The 26,475-nt window shown below is 57.7% G+C and carries 24 protein-coding genes and 2 pseudogenes; 16 read left to right on the top strand and 10 right to left on the bottom strand.

The genetic code is table 11. The annotated features are described in order from the left end of the window. Positions 1 to 128: 128 nt before the first annotated feature. Genes N7U68_RS02850 through N7U68_RS02830 form a run of 5 tightly spaced genes read left to right on the top strand, consistent with a single transcriptional unit; the run spans position 129 to position 4,668 of the window. Positions 129 to 1,292 carry an ABC transporter substrate-binding protein gene (locus N7U68_RS02850; protein ID WP_165192235.1) on the top strand — a complete coding sequence of 388 codons (1,164 nt, stop codon included), beginning with the start codon at positions 129 to 131 and terminating at the stop codon, positions 1,290 to 1,292. A gap of 50 nt (positions 1,293 to 1,342) precedes the next feature. Then, positions 1,343 to 2,263 (top strand): branched-chain amino acid ABC transporter permease, encoded by a 921-nt coding sequence (locus N7U68_RS02845; RefSeq protein WP_263048171.1) that lies wholly within the window; start codon positions 1,343 to 1,345, stop codon positions 2,261 to 2,263. Then, positions 2,260 to 3,243, top strand: coding sequence for a branched-chain amino acid ABC transporter permease (locus N7U68_RS02840; RefSeq protein ID WP_263048170.1), 984 nt, complete (start codon positions 2,260 to 2,262; stop codon positions 3,241 to 3,243). The genes N7U68_RS02845 and N7U68_RS02840 overlap by 4 nt, the downstream gene beginning before the upstream one ends. Next, a complete protein-coding gene (locus N7U68_RS02835; protein WP_263048169.1) occupies positions 3,236 to 3,985 on the top strand; it encodes an ABC transporter ATP-binding protein in 750 nt (249 codons plus the stop codon). The genes N7U68_RS02840 and N7U68_RS02835 overlap by 8 nt, the downstream gene beginning before the upstream one ends. Beyond that, positions 3,982 to 4,668, top strand: a complete 687-nt coding sequence (locus tag N7U68_RS02830; RefSeq protein ID WP_263048168.1) for an ABC transporter ATP-binding protein — start codon at positions 3,982 to 3,984, stop codon at positions 4,666 to 4,668. Before N7U68_RS02835 ends, N7U68_RS02830 begins: the two co-directional genes overlap by 4 nt. A gap of 189 nt (positions 4,669 to 4,857) precedes the next feature. On the opposite strand, the gene N7U68_RS02825 is transcribed toward N7U68_RS02830, so the two are convergent. The 7 genes from N7U68_RS02825 to N7U68_RS02795 form a co-directional block, all read right to left on the bottom strand. Next, positions 4,858 to 6,105 carry a Zn-dependent hydrolase gene (locus tag N7U68_RS02825; RefSeq protein WP_263048167.1) on the bottom strand — a complete coding sequence of 416 codons (1,248 nt, stop codon included), beginning with the start codon at positions 6,103 to 6,105 and terminating at the stop codon, positions 4,858 to 4,860. Positions 6,106 to 6,210: 105 nt separating this feature from the next. Continuing rightward, entirely contained in the window at positions 6,211 to 6,360 is a 150-nt protein-coding gene (locus N7U68_RS02820; protein WP_263048166.1) for a hypothetical protein, read from the bottom strand. A gap of 8 nt (positions 6,361 to 6,368) precedes the next feature. Then, positions 6,369 to 7,991 (bottom strand): ABC transporter ATP-binding protein, encoded by a 1,623-nt coding sequence (locus N7U68_RS02815; RefSeq protein ID WP_263048165.1) that lies wholly within the window; start codon positions 7,989 to 7,991, stop codon positions 6,369 to 6,371. Further along, positions 7,988 to 8,827, bottom strand: a complete 840-nt coding sequence (locus N7U68_RS02810) for an ABC transporter permease (protein WP_165192258.1) — start codon at positions 8,825 to 8,827, stop codon at positions 7,988 to 7,990. Before N7U68_RS02810 ends, N7U68_RS02815 begins: the two co-directional genes overlap by 4 nt. Further along, a complete protein-coding gene (locus tag N7U68_RS02805; RefSeq protein ID WP_165192259.1) occupies positions 8,824 to 9,795 on the bottom strand; it encodes an ABC transporter permease in 972 nt (323 codons plus the stop codon). Before N7U68_RS02805 ends, N7U68_RS02810 begins: the two co-directional genes overlap by 4 nt. 72 nt (positions 9,796 to 9,867) lie before the next feature. Beyond that, positions 9,868 to 11,433, bottom strand: a complete 1,566-nt coding sequence (locus tag N7U68_RS02800; protein ID WP_165192260.1) for an ABC transporter substrate-binding protein — start codon at positions 11,431 to 11,433, stop codon at positions 9,868 to 9,870. 111 nt (positions 11,434 to 11,544) lie between these two features. Next, a complete protein-coding gene (locus N7U68_RS02795) occupies positions 11,545 to 12,201 on the bottom strand; it encodes a GntR family transcriptional regulator (RefSeq protein WP_263048164.1) in 657 nt (218 codons plus the stop codon). Positions 12,202 to 12,364: 163 nt separating this feature from the next. Between N7U68_RS02795 and N7U68_RS02790 the strand changes: the two genes are divergently transcribed. The 8 genes and pseudogenes from N7U68_RS02790 to N7U68_RS02755 all read left to right on the top strand — a co-directional run bounded on the left by N7U68_RS02790 (position 12,365) and on the right by N7U68_RS02755 (position 19,431). After that, positions 12,365 to 13,393 (top strand): histone deacetylase family protein, encoded by a 1,029-nt coding sequence (locus tag N7U68_RS02790; protein ID WP_165192262.1) that lies wholly within the window; start codon positions 12,365 to 12,367, stop codon positions 13,391 to 13,393. Continuing rightward, a complete protein-coding gene (locus N7U68_RS02785; protein WP_263048163.1) occupies positions 13,390 to 14,952 on the top strand; it encodes an acetolactate synthase large subunit in 1,563 nt (520 codons plus the stop codon). The genes N7U68_RS02790 and N7U68_RS02785 overlap by 4 nt, the downstream gene beginning before the upstream one ends. Positions 14,953 to 14,976: 24 nt before the next feature. Then, positions 14,977 to 15,702: pseudogene (locus N7U68_RS02780) on the top strand (M20/M25/M40 family metallo-hydrolase); the annotation flags it as partial. Beyond that, positions 15,641 to 15,868 (top strand): annotated as a pseudogene (locus N7U68_RS02775) (hypothetical protein); the annotation flags it as partial. The pseudogenes N7U68_RS02780 and N7U68_RS02775, both read left to right, overlap by 62 nt. Positions 15,869 to 15,994: 126 nt before the next feature. After that, positions 15,995 to 16,267: a hypothetical protein gene (locus tag N7U68_RS02770; protein WP_263049201.1), complete on the top strand. Its 273-nt coding sequence runs from the start codon at positions 15,995 to 15,997 to the stop codon at positions 16,265 to 16,267. Beyond that, on the top strand, positions 16,267 to 17,388 hold the full coding sequence (locus tag N7U68_RS02765) for a phosphotransferase (protein WP_165192265.1): 1,122 nt from the start codon (positions 16,267 to 16,269) through the stop codon (positions 17,386 to 17,388). The genes N7U68_RS02770 and N7U68_RS02765 overlap by 1 nt, the downstream gene beginning before the upstream one ends. 6 nt (positions 17,389 to 17,394) lie before the next feature. Continuing rightward, positions 17,395 to 18,711 (top strand): aspartate aminotransferase family protein, encoded by a 1,317-nt coding sequence (locus N7U68_RS02760; protein ID WP_165192266.1) that lies wholly within the window; start codon positions 17,395 to 17,397, stop codon positions 18,709 to 18,711. A gap of 96 nt (positions 18,712 to 18,807) precedes the next feature. Further along, on the top strand, positions 18,808 to 19,431 hold the full coding sequence (locus N7U68_RS02755) for a helix-turn-helix domain-containing protein (RefSeq protein ID WP_263048162.1): 624 nt from the start codon (positions 18,808 to 18,810) through the stop codon (positions 19,429 to 19,431). Between the two features lie 21 nt (positions 19,432 to 19,452). Here N7U68_RS02755 and N7U68_RS02750 read toward each other — a convergent pair whose 3' ends face one another. The 3 genes from N7U68_RS02750 to N7U68_RS02740 are packed head-to-tail and all read right to left on the bottom strand — an operon-like array spanning position 19,453 to position 22,898. Beyond that, on the bottom strand, positions 19,453 to 20,775 hold the full coding sequence (locus N7U68_RS02750) for an aspartate aminotransferase family protein (RefSeq protein ID WP_165192268.1): 1,323 nt from the start codon (positions 20,773 to 20,775) through the stop codon (positions 19,453 to 19,455). 37 nt (positions 20,776 to 20,812) lie between these two features. Beyond that, a complete protein-coding gene (locus tag N7U68_RS02745) occupies positions 20,813 to 21,883 on the bottom strand; it encodes a hypothetical protein (RefSeq protein WP_263048161.1) in 1,071 nt (356 codons plus the stop codon). Next, positions 21,876 to 22,898, bottom strand: a complete 1,023-nt coding sequence (locus N7U68_RS02740; RefSeq protein ID WP_263048160.1) for a histone deacetylase family protein — start codon at positions 22,896 to 22,898, stop codon at positions 21,876 to 21,878. Before N7U68_RS02740 ends, N7U68_RS02745 begins: the two co-directional genes overlap by 8 nt. Positions 22,899 to 23,280: 382 nt before the next feature. On the opposite strand from N7U68_RS02740, the gene N7U68_RS02735 reads away from it, so the two are divergent. The 3 genes from N7U68_RS02735 to N7U68_RS02725 are packed head-to-tail and all read left to right on the top strand — an operon-like array spanning position 23,281 to position 26,457. After that, positions 23,281 to 24,237: a dihydrodipicolinate synthase family protein gene (locus N7U68_RS02735; RefSeq protein WP_165192271.1), complete on the top strand. Its 957-nt coding sequence runs from the start codon at positions 23,281 to 23,283 to the stop codon at positions 24,235 to 24,237. Beyond that, the gene (locus tag N7U68_RS02730) at positions 24,228 to 25,172 is read left to right on the top strand and encodes a 4-hydroxyproline epimerase (protein ID WP_263048159.1); all 945 of its coding nucleotides are present in this window, start codon (positions 24,228 to 24,230) and stop codon (positions 25,170 to 25,172) included. The genes N7U68_RS02735 and N7U68_RS02730 overlap by 10 nt, the downstream gene beginning before the upstream one ends. Positions 25,173 to 25,215: 43 nt before the next feature. Then, positions 25,216 to 26,457 carry an NAD(P)/FAD-dependent oxidoreductase gene (locus N7U68_RS02725; RefSeq protein WP_263048158.1) on the top strand — a complete coding sequence of 414 codons (1,242 nt, stop codon included), beginning with the start codon at positions 25,216 to 25,218 and terminating at the stop codon, positions 26,455 to 26,457. Positions 26,458 to 26,475 lie beyond the last annotated feature (18 nt).

The raw sequence follows: 26,475 nt of genomic DNA, 5'->3' as shown, positions 1-26,475 counted from the left end.
AGCGCGGGAAAGTGTGGCTGGACCCTTCCCTTGGGCGGCGTTTTGATCTTTGTTAGGCGTCAAGTTAATCAAGCAACCGAAGGCGCGAAAAAGACACGCGTCCGGCATCACCAAAAGGGAGAGAGATAATGAAATTCAAACTGATCGCAGCGGCGGCTTCGGCGGTCGCCCTAGGCACCGCGATGCTGGGAACGGCCGCAACGGCCGGTGCGCATATGAGTGATGTCAAGGTCGGCATGATCACCACGCTGTCCGGCGGTGGTGCGGGTCTGGGGATTGATGTGCGCGACGGGTTCATGCTGGCCGTAAAAATGGCCGATACCGGACATATCGAAGTGATCATCGAGGATGATCAGCGCAAACCCGACATCGCCGTGCAACTCGCTGACAAAATGATCCAATCCGAAAAGGTCGATATTATGACCGGTATCATCTGGTCAAATTTGGCGATGGCAGTGGTGCCGAGCGCAACCGCGCAGGGGAAAATATATCTGTCGCCCAATGCGGGCCCTTCGGCGCTGGCAGGTAAGGGCTGCCACGAGAACTACTTCAACGTCGCATGGCAGAATGACAACCTGCACGAGGCGGCCGGCGCCTATGCCAATTCCGCTGGTTATAAGAACAGCTTTATCCTCGCGCCCAACTATCCGGCGGGGCAGGATGCGTTGACCGGCTATAAACGGCAATATGCGGGCGAACTGGCAGGCGAGCTGTTCACTCAACTGGGTCAAAAAGATTACGCCGCAGAACTGGCACAGATTCGGGCCAGTGATGCCGACAGCGTCTTCTTCTTTCTTCCGGGCGGAATGGGTATTTCCTTCCTCAAGCAATACGCCGACAGTGGCATTGATCTGCCCGTGGTTGGACCTGCGTTCAGCTTTGATCAGGGCATCCTGCAGGCCGTGGGCGATGCGGCGTTGGGCGTCGTAAACACCAGCCAATGGAACAAGGATATCGACAACGCTGCCAACAAAGCATTCGTCGAAGCCTTTCAGGCCGAATATGGCCGTTTGCCATCGCTATATGCATCACAGGGCTATGACACTGCGAACCTGCTGATCAGCGCCATGGGCAAGGCCGATATCCACGACGCTGACGCATTCCGCGCCGCGTTGAAGGAAGCAGATTTCGAGAGTGTCCGTGGTGATTTCGCGTTTGGTAACAACCATCACCCGATCCAGGACATTTACGTTCGCGAAGTGATCAAGGAAGGCGACGTTTACACCAACAAAATCATCGGTGTTGCGCTGGAAGATCATCAGGATGTCTACGCCGCAGATTGCAAGATGTAGGCTGATCCGCCCCGGCGGCGCGTTCGCCGGGGCACATATCAGGTTTCCCCATGACATTTGTTTTATTCGCCGAACAGGTGCTGAACGGTCTTCAGCTGGGTGTGATGCTGTTCTTGATGGCATCGGGCCTGACGCTGGTGTTCGGCGTGATGGGCCTGATCAACCTTGCACATGGGTCGCTTTATATGATCGGGGCGTTTGCGGCTGCGGTCGTGGCGGCGGCGACCGGATCGTTTCTGTTGGCATTGGCCGCGTCGCTGGCCGCTGCCGCTGCGGCGGGCGCGATTGTTGAGATATTAGTGATCCGGCGACTATATGCGCGTGACCATCTGGATCAGGTGTTGGCGACCTTTGCGCTGATCCTGATTTTCTCTGAAGGCACTCGTTGGATATTCGGTTCTTTTCCACTTTACCTCAATGTTCCCGACTATCTGGCCGGACCAATCACGTTACCGGGGGGGATACAGTACCCACTATATCGGCTGTCGCTGATCGCGATCGGGTTGACGGTCGCAGGTATGCTATATCTGATGATCGCGCGCACACGGTTGGGCATTCAGATCCGCGCAGGCGAGGCCGACCGTGAAATGATCGCAGCACTTGGTGTCGATATTTCAAGGCTTTACACGATTGTCTTTGCGATTGGTGCCGCACTGGCAGGGCTGGCTGGCGCATTGGTGGGCACGATTCAGTCAGTACAGGTCGGTATGGGCGAACCGGTGTTGATTCTTGCGTTTGTGGTCATTGTGATCGGTGGCATCGGCTCGATCAAAGGGGCGCTGGTTGGCGCGATACTCGTGGGGCTGACCGATACGCTGGGTGGTGTGTTGTTGCCCCGGTTTTTTGCCACGTTCATGGAGAATTCCAGCGCCACGTCGGCGGGATCGGCACTGGCATCTATGCTGATCTATCTGTTAATGGCGGCCGTGCTATTTCTTCGCCCCAAGGGCCTCTTTGGTGATGCTGCATGATCGCTGAACGCTATTTTAATGCCGCTCTGCTAGGGGGGCTGCTGTTGGTGGTTTTCTGGGCCTACAGCGCGGACGAGCCGTTTACTATCACCTTGGCGACTAAGGTGGCGATCCTCGCGCTGGCCGGTGTCGGGCTGAATATCGCGCTGGGGCAGGGCGGGTTGGTCAGCCTCGGTCATGCGGTTTTCTTTGGCATTGGCGGGTATGCGATGGGCATCCTTGCCAGCCATGCGCAAAGCTATCAGCCGCTCACTCTGGGACCTCTGGTGATCGAAGGCACCAAATCCATGCCGGTGATATGGCTGACGGCGATAATCGCATCGGGGATTGCCGCACTGCTGATCGGATTGGTGTCACTTCGTACCGGCGGCGTCTATTTTATCATGATCACGCTCGCCTTTGGTCAGATGTTTTATTACTTTTCAATATTTTGGCCCGCATATGGTGGCGAAGATGGGCTGAGCATCTATGTTCGCAACGCGTTCCCCGGGTTGAATACGCTTGTCCCGATCCAGTTCTTTTCCATCTGTTTCGTGCTGTTGCTGCTGGCGCTGGCGTTCCATGCAGCATTGGTACGCGCGCCCTTTGGGCTGGCGTTGAACGCCGCACGCCAATCCCCCGAGCGGGTGCAGGCCGCAGGACTGAATCCGTTTCGTCTGCGGCTTACTGCGTTCATACTTTCAGGAATGATCACTGGTTTGGCTGGTGCGCTCTTTGCTGACCTTAACCGGTTCGTCAGCCCTACGATGTTCAGCTGGCAATTGTCCGGAGAAATCATGGTGTTCATCATCCTTGGTGGTACAGCGCGGTTATGTGGTCCGTTGGCCGGGGCCGCGATGTTCATCGCGCTCGAGCATTGGTTGGGTGGTCTCAGCGAGTACTGGCATATCTACCTCGGACTGCTTTTGTTGTCGGTCGTGTTGTTTGCGCCCGGCGGTCTGATCGGGATCGCGACACGTCAGAGATCTGCCCATGACTGACCCGGTGATCGAAACCCGTGGATTGTCCAAACGGTTTGGTGCGCTCGAGGCAAGCCGCGATGTGTCGTTGGAGCTACGGGCGGGTGAGATACACGCCATAATTGGTCCCAACGGCGCTGGAAAATCTACTCTTATCGGACAGATATGCGGTGGACTTCAACCCGACACCGGACAAGTCTTGCTGTCTGGGCAAGATGTGACGGGCTGGGGTGTTGCAGCGCGGGTGCGGGCAGGGATGGCGCGCACATTTCAGGTGTCCGCGCTGGCAATGGAAGACACCGTTTTGCAGAACGCATTACTGGGGGCCTTTGGCGCATCCGGTTGGAGGCTCGGGTTTTTCCGACCTGCATTGTCACATTCCGATCTGCGTGCCCATGCCATGCAGGCGCTAGAGCGTGTTGGGCTTGCCGAATTCGCGGCGCACCGGACCGGAATCCTGTCCCACGGCCAACGGCGTCAGTTGGAGATTGCGATTGCGCTGACACTGGCGCCCAAAGCATTCGTTATGGACGAACCGATGGCCGGGCTGGGGCTGGAAGGCGCCGCGCAGATCACTACATTGCTGGATGGTTTGCGCGCTGAGGCACCTGTGCTGCTTGTCGAGCATGACATGGACGCGGTCTTTGCGCTGGCTGACCGGATCAGTGTGCTGGTCTATGGCCAGATCATCGCGACTGGTACAGTTGCTGAAATTCGGTCAGACCCCCAAGTTCGCGCGGCCTATCTGGGGGACACGGCATGAGCCTGCTGGAACTGGAGCATGTCACAGCGTCTTATGGACCTGCTCAGGCGCTCTTTGACGTGTCGTTTACCGTTTCCGAGGGTGAAGTTCTAGCCCTAATGGGTCGGAATGGAATGGGAAAATCAACCACGGTCAAGGCAATCTGCCGAATGCTGCCGACAGGCGGCCGGCTGCGCTTTGCGGGGCGTGAATTGGGGCCGCTGAGTAGCGCCAGAGCCGCGAGGCTGGGTCTTGGCCTCGTGCCTGAAGGACGACGCTGCTTTGCGCCGCTAACGGTTCGCGAGAATTTGATTGCTGCTGCGCGGTCGGGATATTGGGATCTGGCCCGTGTTTCCTCGCTTTTTCCGCGGCTTGAAGAGCGCCGTGATCAGGTCGCGGCAACGCTGTCAGGCGGGGAGCAACAGATGCTGGCGATTGGCCGCGCGTTGATGACAAATCCGCGAATGTTGATTCTAGATGAGGCGACCGAAGGTCTGGCCCCGCTGATACGCGCAGAAATCTGGGCCGCATTGTCGGCGCTACGTACGCAGACAGAAATGGCAATTCTCGTCATCGACAAATCGCTGGGAGAGTTGCGCGCCGTCGCAGATCGCGCGGTGATACTGGAGCGCGGAGAAAGCGTGTGGCAAGGACCATTTAGCAAGCTGGACTCCCACGTAGCAGATCGTTTCTTGGGGGTGTAGCCGATCGGAGTGATAAGTTATGATTGGGTCGTAACCCATTCTTCTTGATGGATATTGTGGCGATAATCGTAAGATGTATTATTTACATAATACTGATTATGCGCATTGCCGTATGACGGTTTCAGCACAAAGCTGTTGCGACGAAAGCCACATCATCGATGCGCGTCAGCCGGACTACCAGAGGCTGCCCTAACGGTTCGCTCTAGCCAGCACCGCTTGCAGAACGACGGTAGCGGCCTGGACCGTCGGTTCACGCGCGATGTTCTCGGCCTCGTTGTGAGTGATCCCATCTATGCACGGGCAGAAAATCAACGCGGTCGGTGCTACATGGCACAGGTTATAGGCATCATGTCCGGCCTGACTGCGCATTTTCAACGGCTCAATGCCCTGCCCGCGCGCTGTATCACAGATCAATTCGATCAACTCAGGATCGAAAACCTCATCGCCAAAGGTCCATTCCGCCTCGATTTCATAATCCACCTGCGCAACTCGGGCCGCTTCGGTCAATGCTTCACGTGCTTGCACCACCATCTGATCAGTAACGTTCTTGTCACGGTGGCGCATGTCCACGGTGGTTTCTGCATAATCCGGCAGGATCCCGTTTTTGTTGGGCCACAGGCTGATCCGGCTGGCGGTCGATTTGCCAATGGGCGCATGGGCCCAGCCGATGTCATTCACCGCCGAGATGAACTTGGCCGCACCGACCAGCGCATTACGTCGGTTTTCCATCGCCGTGGGCCCTGAATGGGCGGTTTCGCCCCGAAAAATCACGTTCATGCCGTGGGATTTGTACCCACCGACCACCACTCCCAATGGCAAGCTTTTGTTATGGAGTTCGGGCCCCTGTTCAATGTGGAATTCGAAATAGGAGTCGATCGGAAAGGCCGCGGCGGGTGTCTTACCTTTGTAGCCGATCCGCGCCAGTTCATCGCCGAAGGTTAACCCGTCGTCGTCCTTCAGCGCGTAGAGCCAGTCGAGTGTCTTGACCCCGGCAAAAACGGCGGATGACGTCATCGGGGGCGCAGATCGTGCACCTTCCTCATTGGCCCAGTTCACCACCTCGATCGGACGCTTTGGAGTGATTCCCACCTCTTTCAACACGCGCAGGATCTCTAGCCCGGTCAACACACCTAGGATACCGTCGAACCGTCCCCCCGCCATCTGCGTGTCCAGATGACTTCCGATCAGGACCGGCGGCAAATCCTCGCGTCCCTCCATCCGGGCAAACATATTGCCTGCCTGATCTATACGCACAACACAGCCAAGATCTTCGCACCAGCGAACAAACAGATCACGCATCTGCTTGTCGGCGTCAGACAGAGCCAGACGACGCAGCCCACCCGCCCGGCCGGGACCGATCTGCGCGGATTGGTTCAGCGTATCGAACAGGCGATCACCATTGATTTCGATCTGTGCTGCGTCTGTATTTTGTAACATGTCACATCCTTTTTGGTTCTCAGCCATGCTGCTGTCCACCGTTCTAACAAAGGCCATAGCCCGAAAGATGCGCAGGTGGATCGCAACAGAACAATCCGATCAGAACTACTTCTCAGAGCCGACCCAGAGGGCGCTGGCATTACTTTTCCATGGGATTCCAGATCCCTTGTTCGCGATGCGGAATTCCGGCCCGCGCAGCGGGTTGGTAATGGCGCGCACGCCCAACGGGTCAAAGTCACACGCGATGTTGGCCATCTAGCGGTTCATTCCACCTCAGCAAGCGCGCGTTCGTACTCTTGCCCCGGGATCGCATCCAACAGGCTCCGGGTATAGGCCGTGTCGGGATCATGCAGCACCTTGCCGGTTGGACCCACTTCGACGATACGCCCCTTCTGCATGACGATGATCCTGTCACAGATACGCGCAGCGACGCGCAGATCGTGGGTGATGAACAGCATCGACAGATTAAGCCGTGTTTTGAGGTCCGCCAGAAGGTCCAAAACCTGCGCCTGGATGGAAACGTCGAGTGCCGACACCGCTTCATCCGCGATGATGATCGATGGATCCAGCGCCAACGCGCGCGCAATGCCGATCCGTTGCCGCTGACCACCCGAAAACTCGTGCGGGAAGCGCCCCATGGCCGACGCGTCAAGGCCGACCATTTCAAGCAATGCACGAGCCTTCTCCATCGCTTCGGATTTTGATGTGCGATGGGCAATCAGTCCTTCGGTCAGGATGCGAGAGACTCGCGCGCGTGGGTTCAAGGACGAGAACGGATCCTGAAAGATCATCTGCATTTTGCGTCGTTGATTGCGAAGTTGTGCACCGGACATATGTGCGATGTCGGCACCCTCAATCATCACCCGGCCCGCTTCGGGGTCAATGAGACGCACCAGACAGCGACCGACTGTGGATTTCCCCGATCCGCTTTCACCGACGATGCCGATGGTCTCACCTGCGAACAGCTCAAAGTTGACGTCCTGAACCGCCTTTACCACGCGTTGCTTGCCAAACAAGGTGCCAGAGCCGGTCTTAAACGTCTTGTTCAGTCCCTCGACAGTCAGGATGGGCTTGCGCTCCGTCTCGGTTGCCTCGTCGTGGCGCGTCAGGCGTGGGATCGCATCGATCAGCGATTGGGTATAGGGATGTTTGGGTTTCAGTAGCACGTCGTCGGCGGTGCCGGTTTCCACGATCTCGCCAGTCTGCATAACGATAACGCGGTCCGCAATATCGGCCACAACGCCAAAATCATGGGTAATGAAAATGACGGCCATGCGGCGTGACTGGCGCAGATCCTCGATCAGTTTCAGTATCTGTGCCTGCGTGGTGACATCAAGCGCCGTTGTCGGCTCGTCGGCAATCAGGATGTCCGGCTCCAGTGCGAGTGCCATGGCGATCATCACGCGTTGGCGTTGCCCTCCCGACAACTGGAATGGATAGGCCCGGATTGCGGCTTCTGGATCGGGGATGCCGACCTCGTCTAACAGCTTTAACGCCCGCGCGTGACGTTCGGGGCCTTTCAGGACGCCGTGCGCCTCAAAGACTTCGGCGATCTGGGCCCCTACCCTCAACAGTGGATTGAGCGCGCTCAGCGGTTCCTGAAAGATCATAGAAATCCGCCGACCGCGCAGTGCCATCATCTGGCTCTCAGACAGGCCCAGTATTTCTTGTCCGTCAAAGTTGATCGTGCCGCCGACCGCTTTGACGCCTTGTGGCAAGAGGCCCATCACCGCATTGGCGGACATCGACTTGCCCGATCCACTTTCGCCAACAATGCACAGGATCTCGCCGGCCTCTAGGTCAAAGTTGATGTCTTTCGCCGCCAGTTGTCGGTCAGCACCCTCTGGCAGGGCAATGGCAAGGTCGCGGATGCTCAGCAGGCTCATTCGGATTTCCTCGTCAAACGCGGATTCAATGCGTCGTTCAGCCCCTCACCAATCAGGTTCAGCGCCAACACGGTTAGCAGGATTGCCATGCCCGGCAGGAAGGACAGCCACCATGCAGTGCGGATGACGGTCCGCGCAGCACCGATCATATATCCCCATGACATGATATTCGGGTCGCCTAGCCCCAAAAAGGACAGCGAGCTTTCCAATAGGATTGCTTGCGCCACCATCAATGATGCCAGAACGATGATCGGCGGCAGCGCATTGGGCAGGATGTGCCGCAGGATGATCTGAGTATTCCCCAAGCCCGACAGCGTTGCCGCCTCGACAAATTCGCGAGTGCGCAGGCTCAGGACCTCGCCACGCACAAGGCGGGCCACCGGCGGCCAGGATACGATCGCAATGGCGATGATGACAAAGGTCAGACTGGGCTGAAAGATCGCCAACAAAACGATTGCCAATGCAAAACTGGGGATCGTCTGAAAGAATTCAGTAAAGCGCATCAGCGCGTCATCCGTCCGTCCGACGAAATACCCGGCCAAGGCCCCGACCGGCACCCCGATGGCAAGCGCCACAACGGTCGACACCAACCCGACCAGCAGGCTGACATACGCCCCATGTGCCAGACCTGACAGCACATCACGGCCCAATGCATCGGTGCCCAACGGCAGACCATCTTGTGTGAACGGCGGCAGGAATGGGCGTTGCACCATCTTCCATGGGCTTTGCGGAAAAATGAATGGGGCTGCGATCGCGGTGGCAATCACAATGGCCAGAATTACCAGCCCGATCACGGCACCACGGTTATAGCGGAAACGTTTCCAGAAATCCTTCATCCTGTCAGCCTTATGCGCGGGTCAACGATGACGTAGATGACATCGGTAATCAGATTGAAGAGCAGCACCATGGCGCCGGAGATGTAGAAAACCCCGAGGATCACAGCATAGTCGCGCTGGTTGATCGCCTCGAACATCAGCCGCCCGATGCCGGGCCAGGCAAAGACCGTCTCGGTCAGGATTGCCCCACCGAATATTTGCCCCGCCTGAAGACCAGCCAGAGTGATGACAGGCAACAATGCGTTGCGCAGGATATGCCGACGCTGGATCACGCTGCGTTTCAGGCCCTTTGCACGGGCGGTTTTGACAAAGTCCAGTCGGCTGACTTCCAGCATCGAAGCGCGTGTCATACGCATGTAGATCGCCATAAAGAAGAGGCCCAATGTCGAGGCTGGCAGCACCAGATGTTTGGCAACATCCATGACATGCGCAAATCCTGTGTAGCCTGCGCCGATCGTCTGGTAGCCAAAACCGGGCAGCCAGCCCAGCCAGACCGAAAAGACGAGCGATGCCATCAGCGCCACCCAGAACAATGGTGTCGCGTAAAACAGCAGCGCCAGTGTTGAGATCACAGTATCGCCCCACGATCCCTGCCGTGCAGAGGCGGCGACGCCCGCGATTACGCCAAGCACCAGCGACAACACGAACGCCACGCCAGTCAGAAGCAAAGTCGCGGGCAAACGGCTGGCGATCAGTTCGGCCACCGGCATTTGCTGGCGATAAGAAAACCCAAGATCCATCTGAATGGCACCTTTTAGGTACGTCCAGAGTTGGATGTATAGCGGTTGATCTAGGCCAAACCGCGCCCGCAGGTCGGCGAGAAATTTCTCGTCCGCGGCGCCTGCCTCGCCTGCCATGACGGCAGCGGGATCACCGGGTGCTGCATGGATCAGCAGAAAGTTAAAGACGAGGATGGCCAGCAGGATAAACACCGCCTTGACCAGCCTGCCCAGAATGAAACGTATCACGCGGTCCGCCCCGTTTATTGATTATCGGTAGGTCCGGGCCACCATAGCAGCCCGGACCATCAGGCAGTTGCCTTAGTTTTTGTCGATCCAGACATCCCGGAAGCCGTCATTGACACCAAAGGCGGTGTTGACCGGATTCTTGATGTTGCAACGAGAGATCGTTGGGAAACCCAGTTCAAGAAGCCACAGATTCGGCACGTCAGAGACGATCTGATCCTGAATTTTCTTGTAGGCAGCCTTGCGATCCTCGGGGCTGGCCATCAGGGCTGCCTCGTCGAACATTTTGTCCGTTTCAAGGTTCTGATAGTTCGCGACGTTGTTCCATGGGGAACCCGGCGCAGCATTGGTGCTCATGTAAGTCCGGGAAACGCCCAGAGCTGGATCGCCGTATTGATAGAGATACGTAAACGCCAGATCAAAGTCGCGGTCGCTGATCTTTTGGTTCCAGCCTGCAACGTCGGATGGAACGATCTCGACGTTCATGCCGATCTCGGTCAGGTTTTGTTTGACCGCTTCGGCCCAGCGTTGCCATGTCTCGCCATATGGCAGACCCAGAAGGCGGATCGTCTCGCCGTCGTAGCTTGATTCCTCAAGCAGGGCTTTTGCCTTTTCCGGATTGTAGGTGATGTCCGGCGTGTCGCTTGCATGGAACCTTGTCGAGGAAGACAATGGCCCGGTCGCAACCTTGCCCAGACCATTCCACAGCGCGTCCTTGGCGAACTCGCGGTCGAGCGCATGCATCATGGCCTGACGAACCTTCAGATCATCCATTGGCTTGTTGTTCAGGTTGATCCAGATCCATGACAGTGGTCCAAAGAATTCCCAGCCTTTGTCGGTGAGGCAGGTGTTCTCCATATCGCGGATACGTGGCACGTCGAAATTCTCGATCGATCCACCCGGAAGCACGTCCACCTTGCCCGTCTCGTAGGCTACCGCACGCGAGGCCGCGTCAGGAATGACGTGATAATAGATGTCATCGACATAGGGTTTGCCATCCATGTAGTAGTCATCGTTCTTGACCAGATGGATATAACTGCCCTTGACCCACTCATCGAATTTGAAGGGACCGGTGCCGATGGGCGTGTTGTTCGCCGGGTTGTTGGCGAAATCAGTGCCTTCATAGATGTGCTTGGGGATCATCGGTGCGGTGCCCGGCTCGAAAATGCCGATGAAGGGGCCAAACGGCTGTTTCAGGTTGAAAACCACCGTCAGCGGATCCGGAGTGTCGATGCTTTCGACGTGCTCCATGTAGGTCCGCATCCGTGAATGGGATTCACGCAAGAACACATCCATCGAGAATTTTACGTCTGCGGATGTAAAGGGTTCGCCGTCGTGGAAGGTGACGCCATCGTGCAGTTTGAAGGTGTAGGTCTTGCCGTCTTCGGAAATTGTCCACGATTCGGCCAACTGCCCCGAGGGCGTAAGGTCAAAATCGTAGCGCAGCAGGCTTTCATAAATGTCGCCGGCGACCATTTGGGTCGGACCGTTCTGAATCAATCCGATCATCAATCCGGGTGGTTCAGGTTGAATGACGACGTTGAGCGTTCCCCCCGCCTGCGGCTCGCCATCTTGCGCGGCAAGCGGCCCGGCCAGCGCAAGAGCGACGGCAGCGGCAGCAAATTTGAGTTGTTTTAACATTTAACTTTCCCTGTTGTTGCGATCGGTTCGAGACTCGATGCTCGAGTCAGCTTAACTTAACAATTGACCTGACGTCACCCCGGCACTGGAGCAGCGGCATCTGGGCGTTTGTCAGTCTGCTTTGAGCGATGTGATGTATGCGATTATCCCCTCCCTTGATCCTTTGATATCTGCGCGCATCGCGGCTCGAGCGGCATCAGGATCGCGACGCTCGCAGGCTGAAACGATGGCGTGATGTTGTTGCACCATGTCCTCTTGCGCGCTGGCATAATAACTCGCGATCAGTGGCCCCATCCGCAACCAGAGCCGGTGTAGGGTGTCTAACAGAACGGGCATCTGCGCGATCTCGGCCAGCGCGAAGTGAAATTGCTGATTCAGCTCGGCCGCCTGCGGCCAGCGATCCGCTGCTATCGCCTCTTCGTTGCGGGCAATGATACGTTGTAGTCGAGCAACATCCCTGCCCGCGGCGACTTCGGCGGCCTTGGCCGCGGCAAGTCCCTCCAACTCGACACGCATTCTGGAAATTTCCATGTACTGCCCTGTGCTCAGAACTGGCACACGCACATCCCGCACAGAGCGCTGATCCAATGCGTTGTCCTGTAGCAAACGCTGAACTGCATCCCGCACAGGGGTGGAACTGGTTCCCAGCGCATCGGCCAGTCCACGGATCGTGATCTTTTGATTCGGGCGCAGCTTGCCGCGTACCAGATCCTGACAGACCCGTCCGTAAATAGTATGTCCAAGGGAGTCTTTGCTAATTTCCTTCATCTCCCCCCTCTCTCATTGGTCTATGCGTTCACACTGCCAATTTTGATGCATCATGCATCAATAATATTGAACCGGCAAACAAAAACTGCAATGTTGCCCTCGGATCGCTACTGGGCGCTATTTCCTAGGGCGAAATAACTTGTCACTTGCGAAAGGTCCGGACATGAAAGCCTTCTTCGATGCGCGTCAATTGGGGCATGCGCCTACGGTCTATTTCCGGCGCGGGGCCGCGATGCCGCATCAGGAACAACCACAACGGGCTGAGATCCTGCGCGATATGCTAATAGGTGAAGGATTCGAAATCAGCGCCCCGCGCGATCACGGACTTGCTCCGATCAAGGCTGTGCATAATCCAGATTACGTGGATTTTCTGCCCGATGCCCATGCGCGATTCGTTGAGAGTGCCGGAACCGAGGCACTGGCGATCCCAACGACGCATCCCGGCTTGCGCCGCGGCAAGGAGCCGCGCGACATTCACGGCCAGCTCGGTTGGTGGATGACGGACACCTCGACGCCTCTGACCGCAGGCACTTGGGAGGCGGCATATTGGTCGGCGCAAACGGCCATTGAGGCCGCCGAAGAGGTCATGTCAGGCGCGCGCGCGGCCTATGCCCTGTGCCGCCCACCCGGACATCATGCGATGCGCGATTGCTCCAACGGATTCTGCTTCTTTAACAACGCCTGCATCGTGGCGCATCACATGACGTCGACGTTCAAGAAGGTCGCGTTGATTGATATCGACGTGCATACAGGCAATGGTTCTCTCGATATTTTGTATGAACGGGGCGATATATTCTTTTGCTCGCTACACCCTGACCCGACCACCTACCCGACTTTCTTTCTTGGGCATGCCGATGAGACCGGCGAAGGCGAAGGGGCAGGGAAATCTCTGAACATCCTGCTTGAGCAAGGGGCCAGCGAGGACACCGTGCTGGCGGCGCTCGACAAGGGGATTGCGGCGATCGAAGCGTTCGGCGCTGACGCGCTGGTGGTTTCGCTTGGCTTTGACATGGCTGCAGATGATCCCCTGGCTGGCGTGTCGGTCTATCCCGAAGGTTTTGCAGAAATGGCCCGTCGGCTGGCGGCAATGAACCTGCCTACCGCGTTGGTGCAGGAAGGCGGATATCTGGGCCCATCGCTGGCAGACAATGCGAAATCATTTCTCACCACCTTCCGCGAGGCGACCCGATGACCAGCCATCCAAAGGAAATGAACGGCGCCGAGAGCGTTGTGCGCAGCCTGAACTCCGCAGGCGTTGACGTGTGCTTTGCAAACCCCGGCACGTCCGAGATGCAATTCGTGGATGCGCTGGACCGGACTAAGCTGATGCATTGCGTGCTGGGTCTGTTCGAAGGGGTCGTAACCGGTGCCGCTGATGGCTATGCACGCATGGCTGGCAAGCCAGCCGTGACCCTGTTGCACCTTGCTCCCGGTTTTGCCAATGCGGCGGCCAACCTGCACAACGCGCGCAAGGCCCGCGTGCCCATGGTTAATCTGGTCGGCGATCACGCACTGCGCCACCAGAAATACGATGCGCCATTGTCGGCCGATGTCGAGGGTGCCTGCGCGCCTTTCTCGGACTGGGTGCGTTCGGGGCGTGACGCGGCCAGTTTCGCGGCGGACGCAATGGAGGCGCTGCGTGTCGCCAAGGGGGCGCCCGGACGGATCGCCACGCTGGTTGCACCCGCTGATATTGGCTGGGACGACGGCGGTAAGATCGCTGCCGAAATTGCGCCTGATGGCCCTACCCCGCTGAACGAAGACACGCTGAGTGCCGCCGTGCATGCGTTGGAGAGCGGCGACAGAACCGTCATCATTGCAGCAAATTCGGTGCTTGAGGATGTCGCGGCAATGGCTCTGCTGCAAGGCATCGCAGAGAAAACCGGCGCGGATATCCTTGCGCCGACCTCTAACCGTCGGATGGAGCGTGGTCGGGGGCGCGTGCCGATCTCAAAAATTCCGTACCCCATCAACGCCGCATTGGAATGTCTTGCCCCTTACAGCCGCGCTGTTTTGGTCGAAGCCGTCCCGCCGGTTGCCTTCTTTGCCTACCCCGGCAAGCCGAGCCTGCTACTGCCCGAAAACTGTGACACAGTCACGCTGACCGGACTGGATGGTGATGGTCCGGCGGCACTGGCCGCCCTTGCCGACCGTATCGGCGCACAGCCGAGTAAGCCGCGCGATGCTGCTGTGCCTGCACGCCCGCAGGCCGGTGCGATCACGTTAAAGAATATCGCAGCGGCCCTCGCCAATGCGCTGCCGGAGGATGCCATCATCATTGATGAAGCGGTTTCATCGGGCGGCGATACCTTCCCCGCTGGGGATGTCGCCAACCCGAACACCTGGCTGGCGCTCACCGGTGGCTCTATCGGTATCGGGATACCACTGTCGGCGGGGGCCGCGATCGCCTGCCCTGACCGGCCGGTAATCACACTGCAGGCCGACGGATCAGCTATGTACACGATACAAGGTCTATGGACGCAGGCGCGCGAGGGATCGAACGTCACCACGATCATCTTGGCCAACCAATCCTATGAGATCCTGAAGGGTGAATTGCACAATGTTGGTGCTCAGCCCGGCCCGGATGCGTTGAGCATGTTGAATCTCGACCGGCCGGAGCTTGATTTTGTCGCAATGGCGCGCGGAATGGGCGTGCCGGGCCGCCGGGTCGATGACGTTCAGGACCTGATACGCGCGATTGAAGATGCCGCAGCCGAACCGGGGCCGTTCCTGATCGAAGCAATGATCTGATTTGAGAACCGAAAGGCCAAACTCATGACACTCGACTCTAATTTGCGCGATCGCATCATTAAATCCGTCGTGGACGGGTTTGACGATCAGGTCGCATTCACCCAAAAGCTCGTCCAGATGCCATCACTGCGTGGTCGCGAACATGCCATTCAGGACCTGCTGTTCAACGAACTTCGGTCCCGTGACTATGCAATGGATCGTTTCGCGATGGACCGCGCGGCGATCGAGGCGCATCCCGGCGGATCAAAATTTACCAAAGACCACTCGGACGCCCCCATTGTCGTCGGTATCCATCGCCCCCGCGATGAAACGGGCCGCTCGCTGATCCTGCAATCGCATCTTGATGTTGTGCCCGAAGGGTTGCACGACATGTGGAACGATCCGCCCTTTTCGGGCAGGATTGATGGCGATTGGATGTATGGCCGCGGTGCCGGCGATATGAAGGCCGGGGCAGCGGCAAATATCTTTGCCCTCGATGCCTTGCGGCGGATTGGCCTGCAACCTGCGGCAACGGTTTATGTGCAATCCGTGGTCGAGGAGGAATCCACCGGTAACGGTGCTTTGCAGACTTATCTGGAAGGTTACACCGCCGATGCTGTGCTGATCCCTGAACCCGAGGATGAGATGCTGGTGCGGGCGAACACAGGCGTGCTGTGGTTTCAGATACAGGTGCGCGGCGTGCCCGTGCATGTGCGTGAAATGGGCGAAGGTGCCAACGCGATCGACGGCGCGACCCGGATCATCGCCGCGCTGCGCGAGATCGAGATCCGATTGGAATGCGGAAAAAGGCGCGCATCCCCATTTCGAGGACGAGGCGCACCCGATCAACTTGAACATCGGCAAGATCGAGGGCGGCGATTGGGCCTCTTCTGTGCCAAGCTGGTGCAACATCGATTGCCGTGTATCGATCTATCCCGGCCAGACCGCCGAAGACGCAGCACAGCAGATCACAGATCGGGTCGCCGCCTTTGCGCAGAAGGACAGCTTTCTGTCCAACAGTCCGCCGCGCGTCGTCTTCAACGGCTTTTTTGCCGAAGGTTACGTGCTGGAACCGGGCTCTGAGGCCGAAGCCGTGCTCGGCAGGGCGCATCAATCCGCGCTCGGGCAGCCACTGAAATCCTTTATGACTGCGGGCTACCTCGATACGCGCGTTTATGCGCTCTACAACAATATTCCGGCGCTGTGTTATGGGCCGATTTCGCGCAACATCCACGGAATTGATGAATGTGTCAGCCTGTCATCTGTGCAGCGGATCACCCAAGCGATGGCACTGTTCATTGCTGAATGGTGTGGCGTCGAACCGGTGAAAACCTGATGAGTGTCCCCCACTCTACGCAGGCGGGTCGACTGCCTGCGGTGATCGCTGTAGCCGATGCAGTTGCGGGTGTTTCCACTGCCGATCTGCTCAGTCACGATGCGCCGGCGATCAGCGTCGAACGTGCCGCGGATCTGGCTATGGAGATCTACGGGATCACCGGCACGATCCGTCCGCTTAGCGCGGAGAAAGATGCGAATTTCCATATATCTCTGGCCTCCGGGCAAGAGGCGCTGCTGAAAATTACCAACGCCGCCGAAGATCGCGCCGTGACAGACATGCAGACCGCTGCATTGATACACCTGATGGCAGTTGATCCGTCTCTCCCGGTGCCACATGTCTGCCAAACGTTATCTGGCGCTGCCTCGCACATTATCACCGAACCGACAGGTCAGGCCCATGTGGTGCGCCTGCTGACGTATCTGAATGGCACCGTCCTCAGCATGGCCGAGGACGGCTCGGGGTTGTACCATGATATCGGCGCGCTGCTGGCACGGTTGACCCGCGCATTGCGGGGGTTTTTCCATCCGGCGGGCGGGCATCTGCTCCAATGGGACATCAAGCAGGCGCATCGGTTGCGGCCAATGCTGGCCGCTGTAGAGGATAGCGATCTGCGTGGTCGATTAACACGTTTGCTGGACCGGTTCGATGCCGAGATCGCGCCCCGTCTGCCAAACCTCCGCGCACAATGCGTTCACAACGATTTCAATCCGCACAACCTGCTGGTTGATGCACCGCGCGCGACGCGGATCACCGGGATCATCGACTTTGGCGACATGGTGCATACGCCCATCGCCTGCGATCTGGCTGTCGCCTGTTCCTATCAGATCGCCAACGGCCCGCGCCCGATGGACCACATTGCCAAGATGATCACCGGCTACAATTCGGTCCTGCCGCTCGAGGATGCCGAGATCGAGATGTTGCCCGATCTGATCCGACTGCGCCATGCGACGACGCTGGGCATCGGCGCGTGGCGGGCGCGTCGGTATCCGCAGAACGCCGAGTATATCCAACGCAATGGTGCGGCATCGCTACGCGGACTGAATGCACTGGATCAAATCAGCCACGCTGATGTCATCAACGCTCTACAAGCCGCTATGCGCGCATCTGAGAAGGAGTAATCGACCATGACAATGGTCAACGCCTACGACTCGACACAAGGCACCCAGCTCAATGTGGAAGATGCAGCACTGATCGCCCGACGCAATGATGCACTGGGGCCTGCGTATCGCCTATTTTACGAACAACCCCTGCACTTGGTGCGCGGCGAGGGCGTCTGGCTGTGGGACAAGGATGGCAAGGCCTATCTTGATTGCTATAACAATGTCGCCTCGGTGGGGCATTGCCATCCAAAGGTGGTCAACGCCATCACTGGTCAATTAGGCATTCTGAACACCCACACCCGATATCTGCACGACAACGTGGTTAACTATGCTGAGCGGCTTTTGGCTACGATGCCGGACGCTCTGGCGCATATCATGTTCGCCTGCACCGGATCAGAAGCCAACGATCTGGCGTTGCGTATTGCCCGATCTCATACCCGGCGTCAGGGCGTTATCGTCACGCGTCTGGCTTATCATGGCCTGACAGAGGCCGTCTCTGAATTGTCGCCATCCTTGGGTGATTTCGTGGATCGGGGCGCCCGCGTGCGGCTGATCCCTGCACCAAATGCGCTGACGGTTCCCCCCGAGGAACAGGGTGCGCGCCTTGCCGCTGACCTTGCCATTGCAATTGCCGAGATGCGTCAGGATGGCATCGAACCTGCGGCGCTGATCGTCGACACGCTCTTTTCCAGTGACGGACTGTACCCCGATCCGGCGGGTTTTCTGAAACCAGCCGTTGAGCTGATCCGTGCCGAGGGGGGTATTTTCATCGCCGACGAAGTGCAGGCGGGGTTCGCACGCACCGGTGATCAATTTTGGGGATTTCAGCGGCATGACATAATCCCCGACATGGTCACGATGGGCAAGCCTATGGGAAATGGATTCCCCGTCTCAGGCGTTGCCATGCGCCATGATATGGTCGAAGAGTTCGGCACAAAGGCCCGTTATTTCAACACATTTGGCGGAAGCCCTGTGGCGGCGGCTGCGGGCATGGCGGTGCTGGACGTCATCGAGGGCGAAGAATTGCAGCAGAATGCCCGGAGCATCGGCCGCGTGTTGAAGCAAGGGTTGCAAGATATCGGCACCCATCGCGGAGGCGTCGCGGATGTACGTGGTGCGGGGATGTTTTTGGCGATGGAATGCGTGACCGACCATGACACCAATGCACCCGATGCCCGACGTGCGGCCCATGTGGTCAACCACCTGCGTCAGAACGGCGTGCTGATCAGCGCCACCGGACCGGGGGCAAACATCCTGAAAATCCGGCCGCCTTTGGTGATGCAACAGCCTGATGCGGAACGATTCTTGGAGGCTATGGACGCCGCTTTTGCAACCGGGTGACGATTACCAAATCATGGTATCCTTTGCCCTATTCACTGGCGCAATGGTCCGGTAGTTTGTTCAAGGCAACACCATGGGACGAATGACACGGGGCTGATGCAGAGCTTTTCCAAGATACACAAGCTGATCGGGACTGGACAGACAATCGTCCCACAGCCAAATGCATCGCCCTCCGATACCGTGAGCATCGGTGCACGGCTCAAGGCGATCAGGACCAAAGCGGGCGTTTCAATCTCGGCTCTTGCGCGGGATTCGAACGTGTCCAAATCCAACATATCAAAGATCGAGAACGGTATCATTTCGCCGACATTCGAGATGATGGAAAAAATCTCAAAAGGCCTCGAGATATCGACTTCTTATCTCTTGTCCCGTGACAGCCTGGGCAATGTCGGAATTTCACTGAGCCGTGCGCAAAGCGGTTTCAAGATGACCGACCAGCATTACGAGTTCGAATTTCTGTTCTCAGACCTGCAAACCCGGCGCATGGTGCCCTTTGTGACCACGGTTACATCTAACGGCCTGCCCGCCAAGGAACCAGCAGCACACAAGGGCGAGGAATTCTTTTATGTCCTGTCAGGGTCTGTCGATTTCGTGGGCGGCGATAATGATCCCATTGCAATGGAAACCGGCGACTCGGTCTACTTTGACAGCAATGAAAAGCATCTGGTGGTGAACCGGACCTACGAGGAATCAAAACTCCTGTGGGTCTGGCTCGAGTAACCCCGCCCTCGCGCTCGCGCGCTATTTCGGCATCTCGTGCAGCACCTTTGTTGCCGCCGCGATCGAAACATCAATGTCCTCTTGCGTATGCGCGGTACAGCTGAGGTTGTGCAGGATCTTGTTCCCGGTAAAGAACACACCTTCTTCGCGCATACCGGCGGCAAAGGCGGCATATTTCCCCAGATCAACCGAGGCGCAAAAATCGCGGTATCCGGTGATCTCTTCCAGGTCGGTGAACACCGGGTGGAACATCGATCCGATATTCTGAACCCGCATGTTCTGACCGGCATCACGTGCGGCCGCGTTCAGCCGGGTGGTCATCTGTTCTCCGATTTCGGTTATTTTCCGGAACCCGGCGTTGTCGTCTTTTGTCATCTCTTCGAGCATAGCCTTGACCGCGTATAGCCCCAGCCGGGGTGCATTGTGGCTGCCATAATGCAGGACTTTGCCGTATTCGATGCTTTCCATGATGTGGTCGGGACCCGCAATGGCGGCAACGGGGAAGCCTTGCCCCAGTGCCTTGCCGTAGGTCACGATATCGGGCTGCAACCCGTACAGCTCTGCCGCGCCACCGGGCGCGACCCGGAACCCTGTCACGGTCTCATCCAGATAGAACAACACATCGTACTTGCGACACAACTCCTGCACCTGTTTGAGATAGCCGTCTTTCGCAGGAATTACGCCCATATTGGACATGGCCCCTTCCATCATCACACAAGCGATTTCGTGCCCGCGGATCTTAAGGATACGCTCCAGCGCGTCGATGTCATTCCAGACCGATACGAGTGTATCCTCCCACGATCCGGGGGTCAGGCCGGAACTATCGGGTATTCTCACTGGATCATTCGGGTGCCCCAGAGTGGTCACCGGCTGGGGGTTGGAGCTGACCAACAGACCATCATACCAGCCGTGATAATGGCCTTCGAACTTCAGCACCTTGCGCTTGCCGGTGATGCCGCGCGCCATGCGAACGGCTGTCATGCAAGCCTCTGTGCCGGTATTGGCAAAGCGCACCTTGTCGACATGCCCCAGCATGGCCACCATCATCTCGGCCACCTCAACCTCGATTTCCAGAGCCGTGGCAAAGTGGGTGCCGTTTTCGACTTGCTCGCGGATAACCTCGACAATTTTGGGGTGCGCGTGACCCAGAGGCAGGCAACCAAAGGACAGCTGCCAGTCGATGAACTCGTTGTCGTCGACATCCCACAGGCGCGCGCCCTGCCCTTTTTTGAAATACGACGGATGTGGGCTGTAGTTGAGCGGCCCGCGGGACGCGGAACTGCACCCTTCGACCAGCACCTTCATGGCCCGGTCAAAGAACTTTGCTGATTTTTCGGTTTTCATAGTTGCGTTTCCATCTGTTTGGATTGTCTGCGTGCGCTCAGAGCGCCTTGAGTATCTCTTGGGCTTGTTCTGCGGCTGTGTGGATCGTCACGCGCTCAATGGGCTTACCGACCAGCTTGGCAAACGCTGCCTGCGTGACCTCGGTAAAGGTAACGGAACCGTCGGCCTCAATCGCTTCGATGCCCTCGCACGGTAGCGAACGCAGGTTTGTGTCGATTGCGTCGGCCTCGCTCCATGCTGGGTGTAGGTCCAGTTTGATCTCATTGTTCTGCACAGTGACCGGATAACCGCCCACCAGACCGTTGGGTGCGGGCAGATGTACGGCTGTCGCCTCTGGGATGACGAAACTATCGAAGGCCTGAATGGCGGCAGATGCTGTTACTCGGTTAAAGAACAGGTCGAACGTGAACGGGAAAGGCTCTAACAAGATCTCTCGGGCAAGCTCGGTGACATCGTTGCCGTTTGCTTCGGCATGAAGCAGATATGGCGGCAGATCGGCAGATGCGCCGTCAGACAAGACCGGGTACTCAAAGGCATGTTGCGCCACAAGCCTGACCGAGATTTCATCGGTTGGCACCTGCAATCGGTTGCTGAGGCCCGATAGCAATTTCGGAATTGGCTCCTGCACATTGCCGATCCCGCATAGCGGGCCAAAGCCTGTGCGGCACAGAATCGGGTTCACCACATCCGGATAGGATGCGCCGATCCAGATGGCATCCAGATCCGCCTCGGCGAGGCGATCCCGAAAGGTTTTCATTACGGCCAGATGCAATGATACATAGCCGCCAAAGGGCAGCTTGGGCGCAGACGACTGGTCGACCTGCCACCAAGGCATCAGGGTTGCGGTGGTAAAGACGAAATCCGGATTGATCGCCTTGATGTCCTTGACGAATGAGGGGTTGTCGACATCCAGCTGCTCTCCAACGATGGTTGGATAGTGGCCCTCAAGTCCCGCACCGATCAGAGCGCCATTTGCCCGCGCGCGCGCTTTGGCTGCATTCCTGCCAGCAATAACAATCCTGCTGAACAGGCCCGAGCGTGCCGCTGCTTCCAGCACATTTGTGCCCAACTCACCGACCGACACAATAAGAAGTGTAGGTTTATCCATGCTCAAACTCCCTGAGGAACCGGCTGACGGTCGGACCCAGTTCTTCGCTCTCATATCCGCCTTCCTGAACAAAGACGGTCGGCAGCGACCAGTCGCGTATCAGCCGGGCCAGTGCGACATAGCCATCGGGCGTGATAGAGTGACCGCCATGCGGATCAGAGCGCAGTGCGTCCAGCCCAAGGGCGATCACCACGGCATCTGGCTGAAACACCTCCACAGCGTCGGCAATCTTTTCGAATGCGTTCAGAAAGCCGCCATCATCCGCATCGGCGGCAAAGCAGACATTGGTGTTGAAACCCTCGCCTGCCCCTACCCCACATTCATCCTCATACCCGGTGTGAAACGGATAGTAAGAGGACGGATCGGAATGCATCGAGGCGGTCAACACGTCGGCGCGATTATAAAAGATGTCCTGTGTGCCATTGCCGTGATGCACGTCGATATCGACGATCGCGACCTTTGCATATCGCTGTCTCAATTCCTCTGCCGCGATCGCGGCGTTGTTCAGGAAACAAAACCCCATTGCCAGCGCCGCCGCCGCATGATGGCCCGGCGGGCGGCACAGGGCGTAGGCCGCATCGTCTGACGTTGTGACCATCTGGGCGGCGTTCGCGGCACATTGGGCCGAGGCATATACGGCGCTCCACGTGCCATCTCGAACCTCCGCCGCAAGGTCATTGACGTAAAAACCCAAGGCACCGACCGTGCCGACCGGTACATGGGATGATTTTCCGCCCGCCATCACATTTGGCAAGATCGCGGCATTGGTGCCAAACTCTGCCACCCACCGCGCATGTATCGTTTGCAGGAAATCTAGATATTCGATCGGATGCGTTCGCAGCAAAGGCGCAAGACCCAGATCGACCGGTTCACTTATCGTGAACTCTGGTTCGCAGAGCGCGTTGAGGATGAGATTGGCCCGGTTCGGCGTTTCCGGGCTTTGACGCAACATTCCGGCTTTCAGAAATCGTGCGCCCTGATGTTTTGTCTGATTGGGGGACCAATAAACCTGCATCGGCGGCGTGTCCTGTCGTGGTAAGTAAGAGGTGGCAAGCGCATCAGTGTCGTTTCTTATTTGAAACCCTATGGCGTTGCAGCCAGATTTGTCAACGCCGCAGATCAGACGGTGGCAACACATTACGGCAGTCGACGTTCAAGCAGCGAACATCACTGAGGGCGCCTCATTGGCGACGTCGTGCGGGCGAGTTGAACTTTCCAATGGATTTTGGATACAACATCCATTACTGAATTGACAAAGACGCGTTCCCGGGGATTCTGTGCCCTGCCAGAACACAAAACAAAACCCGCAGCCCGTGTATTCTGCACAGCCTGCACCAAGCGCCACGCATCAGCCATAGCTCGAAATCGAGCCGTTTAAGATACCAAGGAGAAGCACCATGTCCAACATCTTTACCGGCACGATGCCGGCACTCATGACCCCCTGCAAAGCAGATCGCACGCCTGATTTCGATGCACTGGTTAAAAAGGCCAAGGAGATGATCGCGGCTGGTATGTCCGCTGTCGTGTATTGCGGATCAATGGGGGATTGGCCGCTGCTTTCGGATGAAGAACGGATGGAAGGAGTCGAACGTCTGGTAAACGCAGGTATTCCGGTCGTTGTCGGCACAGGAGCGATCAATTCAAAGTCTGCGACGGCACATGCCGCACATGCCCAGAAAGTCGGCGCCGCCGGTTTGATGGTCATTCCACGTGTGCTGTCACGCGGATCGTCGGCACTGGCACAAAAGAACCATTTCAAGTCGATCCTGAACGCGGCACCCGACGTGCCTGCGGTCATCTATAACAGCCCGGTTTACGGGTTTGCCACACGGGCAGACCTGTTCTTTGCTCTACGCGCCGAACACCCAAACCTGATCGGTTTCAAGGAGTTCGGCGGCAAGGATGATCTGCGCTACGCAGCCGAATACATCACATCCCAAGATGACAATGTCACTCTGATGGTGGGGGTCGACACCGAAGTCTTCCACGGGTTTGTCAATTGCGGTGCAACCGGGTCAATCACCGGCATCGGAACTGCCCTGCCCAAAGAAGCCCTGCTGCTGGCCGCCCTGTCGCAAAAAGCGGCCCAAGGCAGTGCCGAGGCAAGGATGCGTGCCCGCGAACTGGAAGAGGCAATCGGCGTCCTTTCCAGCTTTGATGAGGGTACGGATCTTGTCCTTTATTACAAGCATCTGCTCGTATTGAATGGCGAAGAGGAATATCGTCTGCATTTCAACGAGACAGATGAACTGACAGACGCGCAGCGCAACTATTGCGAACAACAATACAGCCTGTTCCGCGCATGGTTTGCTGACTGGGCAAAGCAAGGTGGAATCATTACCGAATGCATGTAGTCGACAGCCACACAGGCGGGGAGCCAACCCGCGTGATCCTTGACAGCGGTCCCGACCTCGGGACGGGACCACTGTCCGAGCGCGCGCAGTTACTGGCAACCGAATACGAACCCTTCTATCGTTCGGTCATGCTGGAACCACGCGGTCAGGTCGCGATGGTCGGCGCGCTTCTGGTCGAGCCTGTTGACCCTGAGTGCGTCACTGGCGTGATCTACTTTGATTCCGAGGCTGTGCTGGGAATGTGCGGGCATGGCACCATTGGTTTAGCCGTGACTCTTGCCCATCTGGGACGGATCGGGATCGGACGACACAAGATTGAAACGCCCGTAGGCGTTGTCGAGGTACTTTTGTCCGACCCCAACACCGTAACGATCACCAACATCGAAAGCCGCCGCACCAGCCGCGCCGTCCAGGTCACGGTTGATGGTCTGGGCACGTTCACAGGCGACGTGGCATATGGGGGCAACTGGTTTTACATCATCGATCCCAGTCCGATTGCCGTTACCGTTCAGAACATTCGCGCGCTGACCGACGCGGGTATCGCCATTCGCGAGGCGTCGATTGCGCAGGGTGTCGGCGGCGATGCGGGCCAGCCAATTGATCACGTGATCTTTCAGGGCGCGTCACCGGATGAATCCATTCATAGCCGTAATTTCGTGCTTTGCCCGGATGACACCTATGACAGATCCCCTTGCGGCACGGGCAGTTCTGCGCGGTTGGCCTGTCTCGCGGCGGATGGGCGTCTGCAACCGGGACAAGAGATTGTTCAGGAAAGCGTGATCGGCAGCCCCTACCGCTTGTCCTATCAAACCGGATCAGGCGGTGGGGTTATCCCAAGCATCACTGGCCAAGCATATATCATGGCCGAAAGCACGTTGATTTTCCGTGAAAACGACCCCTACAGACAGGGCATTTCGCTGTCATCTGATATCTAGACCCTGAGTTGATCAGGTCGCTATCCGCTCTTTTGGATTTGTAATGGAACATAACGAAGTCAAGGTCATCGGGGCCGGGATCATCGGCATCAGCGTGGCCTTGGAATTGCAGCGTTGCGGATTCAAGGTTCGGGTTCTCGACCGCACCGGTGTCGCAAGCGAAGCATCCGCCGCAAGCGCGGGTGCCTTTGCGTTTGCCGACATCGTCCCTTTGGCAACACCGGGAATCATGCTGAAGGCGCCCAAATGGCTGCTTGATCCGCTTGGTCCCCTGTCCGTTCCGCCAGCATATGCATTGAAAATTGCGCCGTGGATGCTGCGGTTTTGGCGTGCAAGTTGGCGGGATCGCTACGCGGCATCCCTAACGGCACAGTCGCAACTCAATGCCCTGTCGCGCGACGCACTGGAACGCCAAATCATCCAACATGATGGCGAATCTCTGATGCAGCGCGATGGGCAATTGCAGCTCTACGAAGGTGAACAGGAGTTTCGCGCGAGCCTGCAAGGATGGGAGTTGCGCCGCCAACACGGCGTGAAGTTCGAACATCTGCATAGCCCCGGCGCAATCGCTGAGATTCAGCCGGGACTTGCTGATCGGTTCACCCATGCGGGCTTTACGCCTGAATGGCTGAATACCGTGGACCCCCGACGCTGGACCGAACATCTGGCGCAGTGCTTTCGAAACCGGGGGGGCGTAATTGAGCAGACCGAAATTTTGGCGCTGAAGCAGGATGAAAATGACGTAAAGCTGAAAACGGCTACAGGCGACTTGCACAGCTCTCGTGTGGTGGTGGCCGCCGGCGCATGGTCACACCATCTGGCACGCACATTGGGGGATCGTATCCCGCTGGAAACCGAGCGTGGATACAATACCACGCTGCCCGAGGGCGCTTTTGATCTGCGCACCCATCTGACATTTGGCAGTCATGGATTTGTTGTGTCGCGTATCAACGGCGGCGTGCGGGTCGGCGGGGCGGTCGAACTGGGCGGTTTGAAACTTCCGCCCAACTTCAAGCGTGCTGATATCCTGCTGCAAAAGGCCGCAAAGTTCCTGCCCGGTCTACAGACCGATGGCGGCCGTCAATGGATGGGGTTCCGGCCTTCGATGCCCGACAGCCTGCCCGTGATCGGCCCGTCCCCGCGCGCGCCGAACGTTTTCTATGCCTTTGGTCACGGGCATTTGGGACTGACGCAATCCGCTGCAACAGCAGAACTGGTATCCGCGCAGATGTCCGGCGAAGGCCTCAGTTTGCCAACCGCCGCTTTCGCACCCTCTCGGTTCTGAATGGGCGCTCACCCCTGC

This window comes from Roseovarius pelagicus, from assembly GCF_025639885.1.
Taxonomy (GTDB): domain Bacteria; phylum Pseudomonadota; class Alphaproteobacteria; order Rhodobacterales; family Rhodobacteraceae; genus Roseovarius; species Roseovarius pelagicus.
The sequence above is the reverse complement of the archived record's forward strand: the minus strand, read 5'-3'. Positions and strand labels throughout refer to the sequence as shown.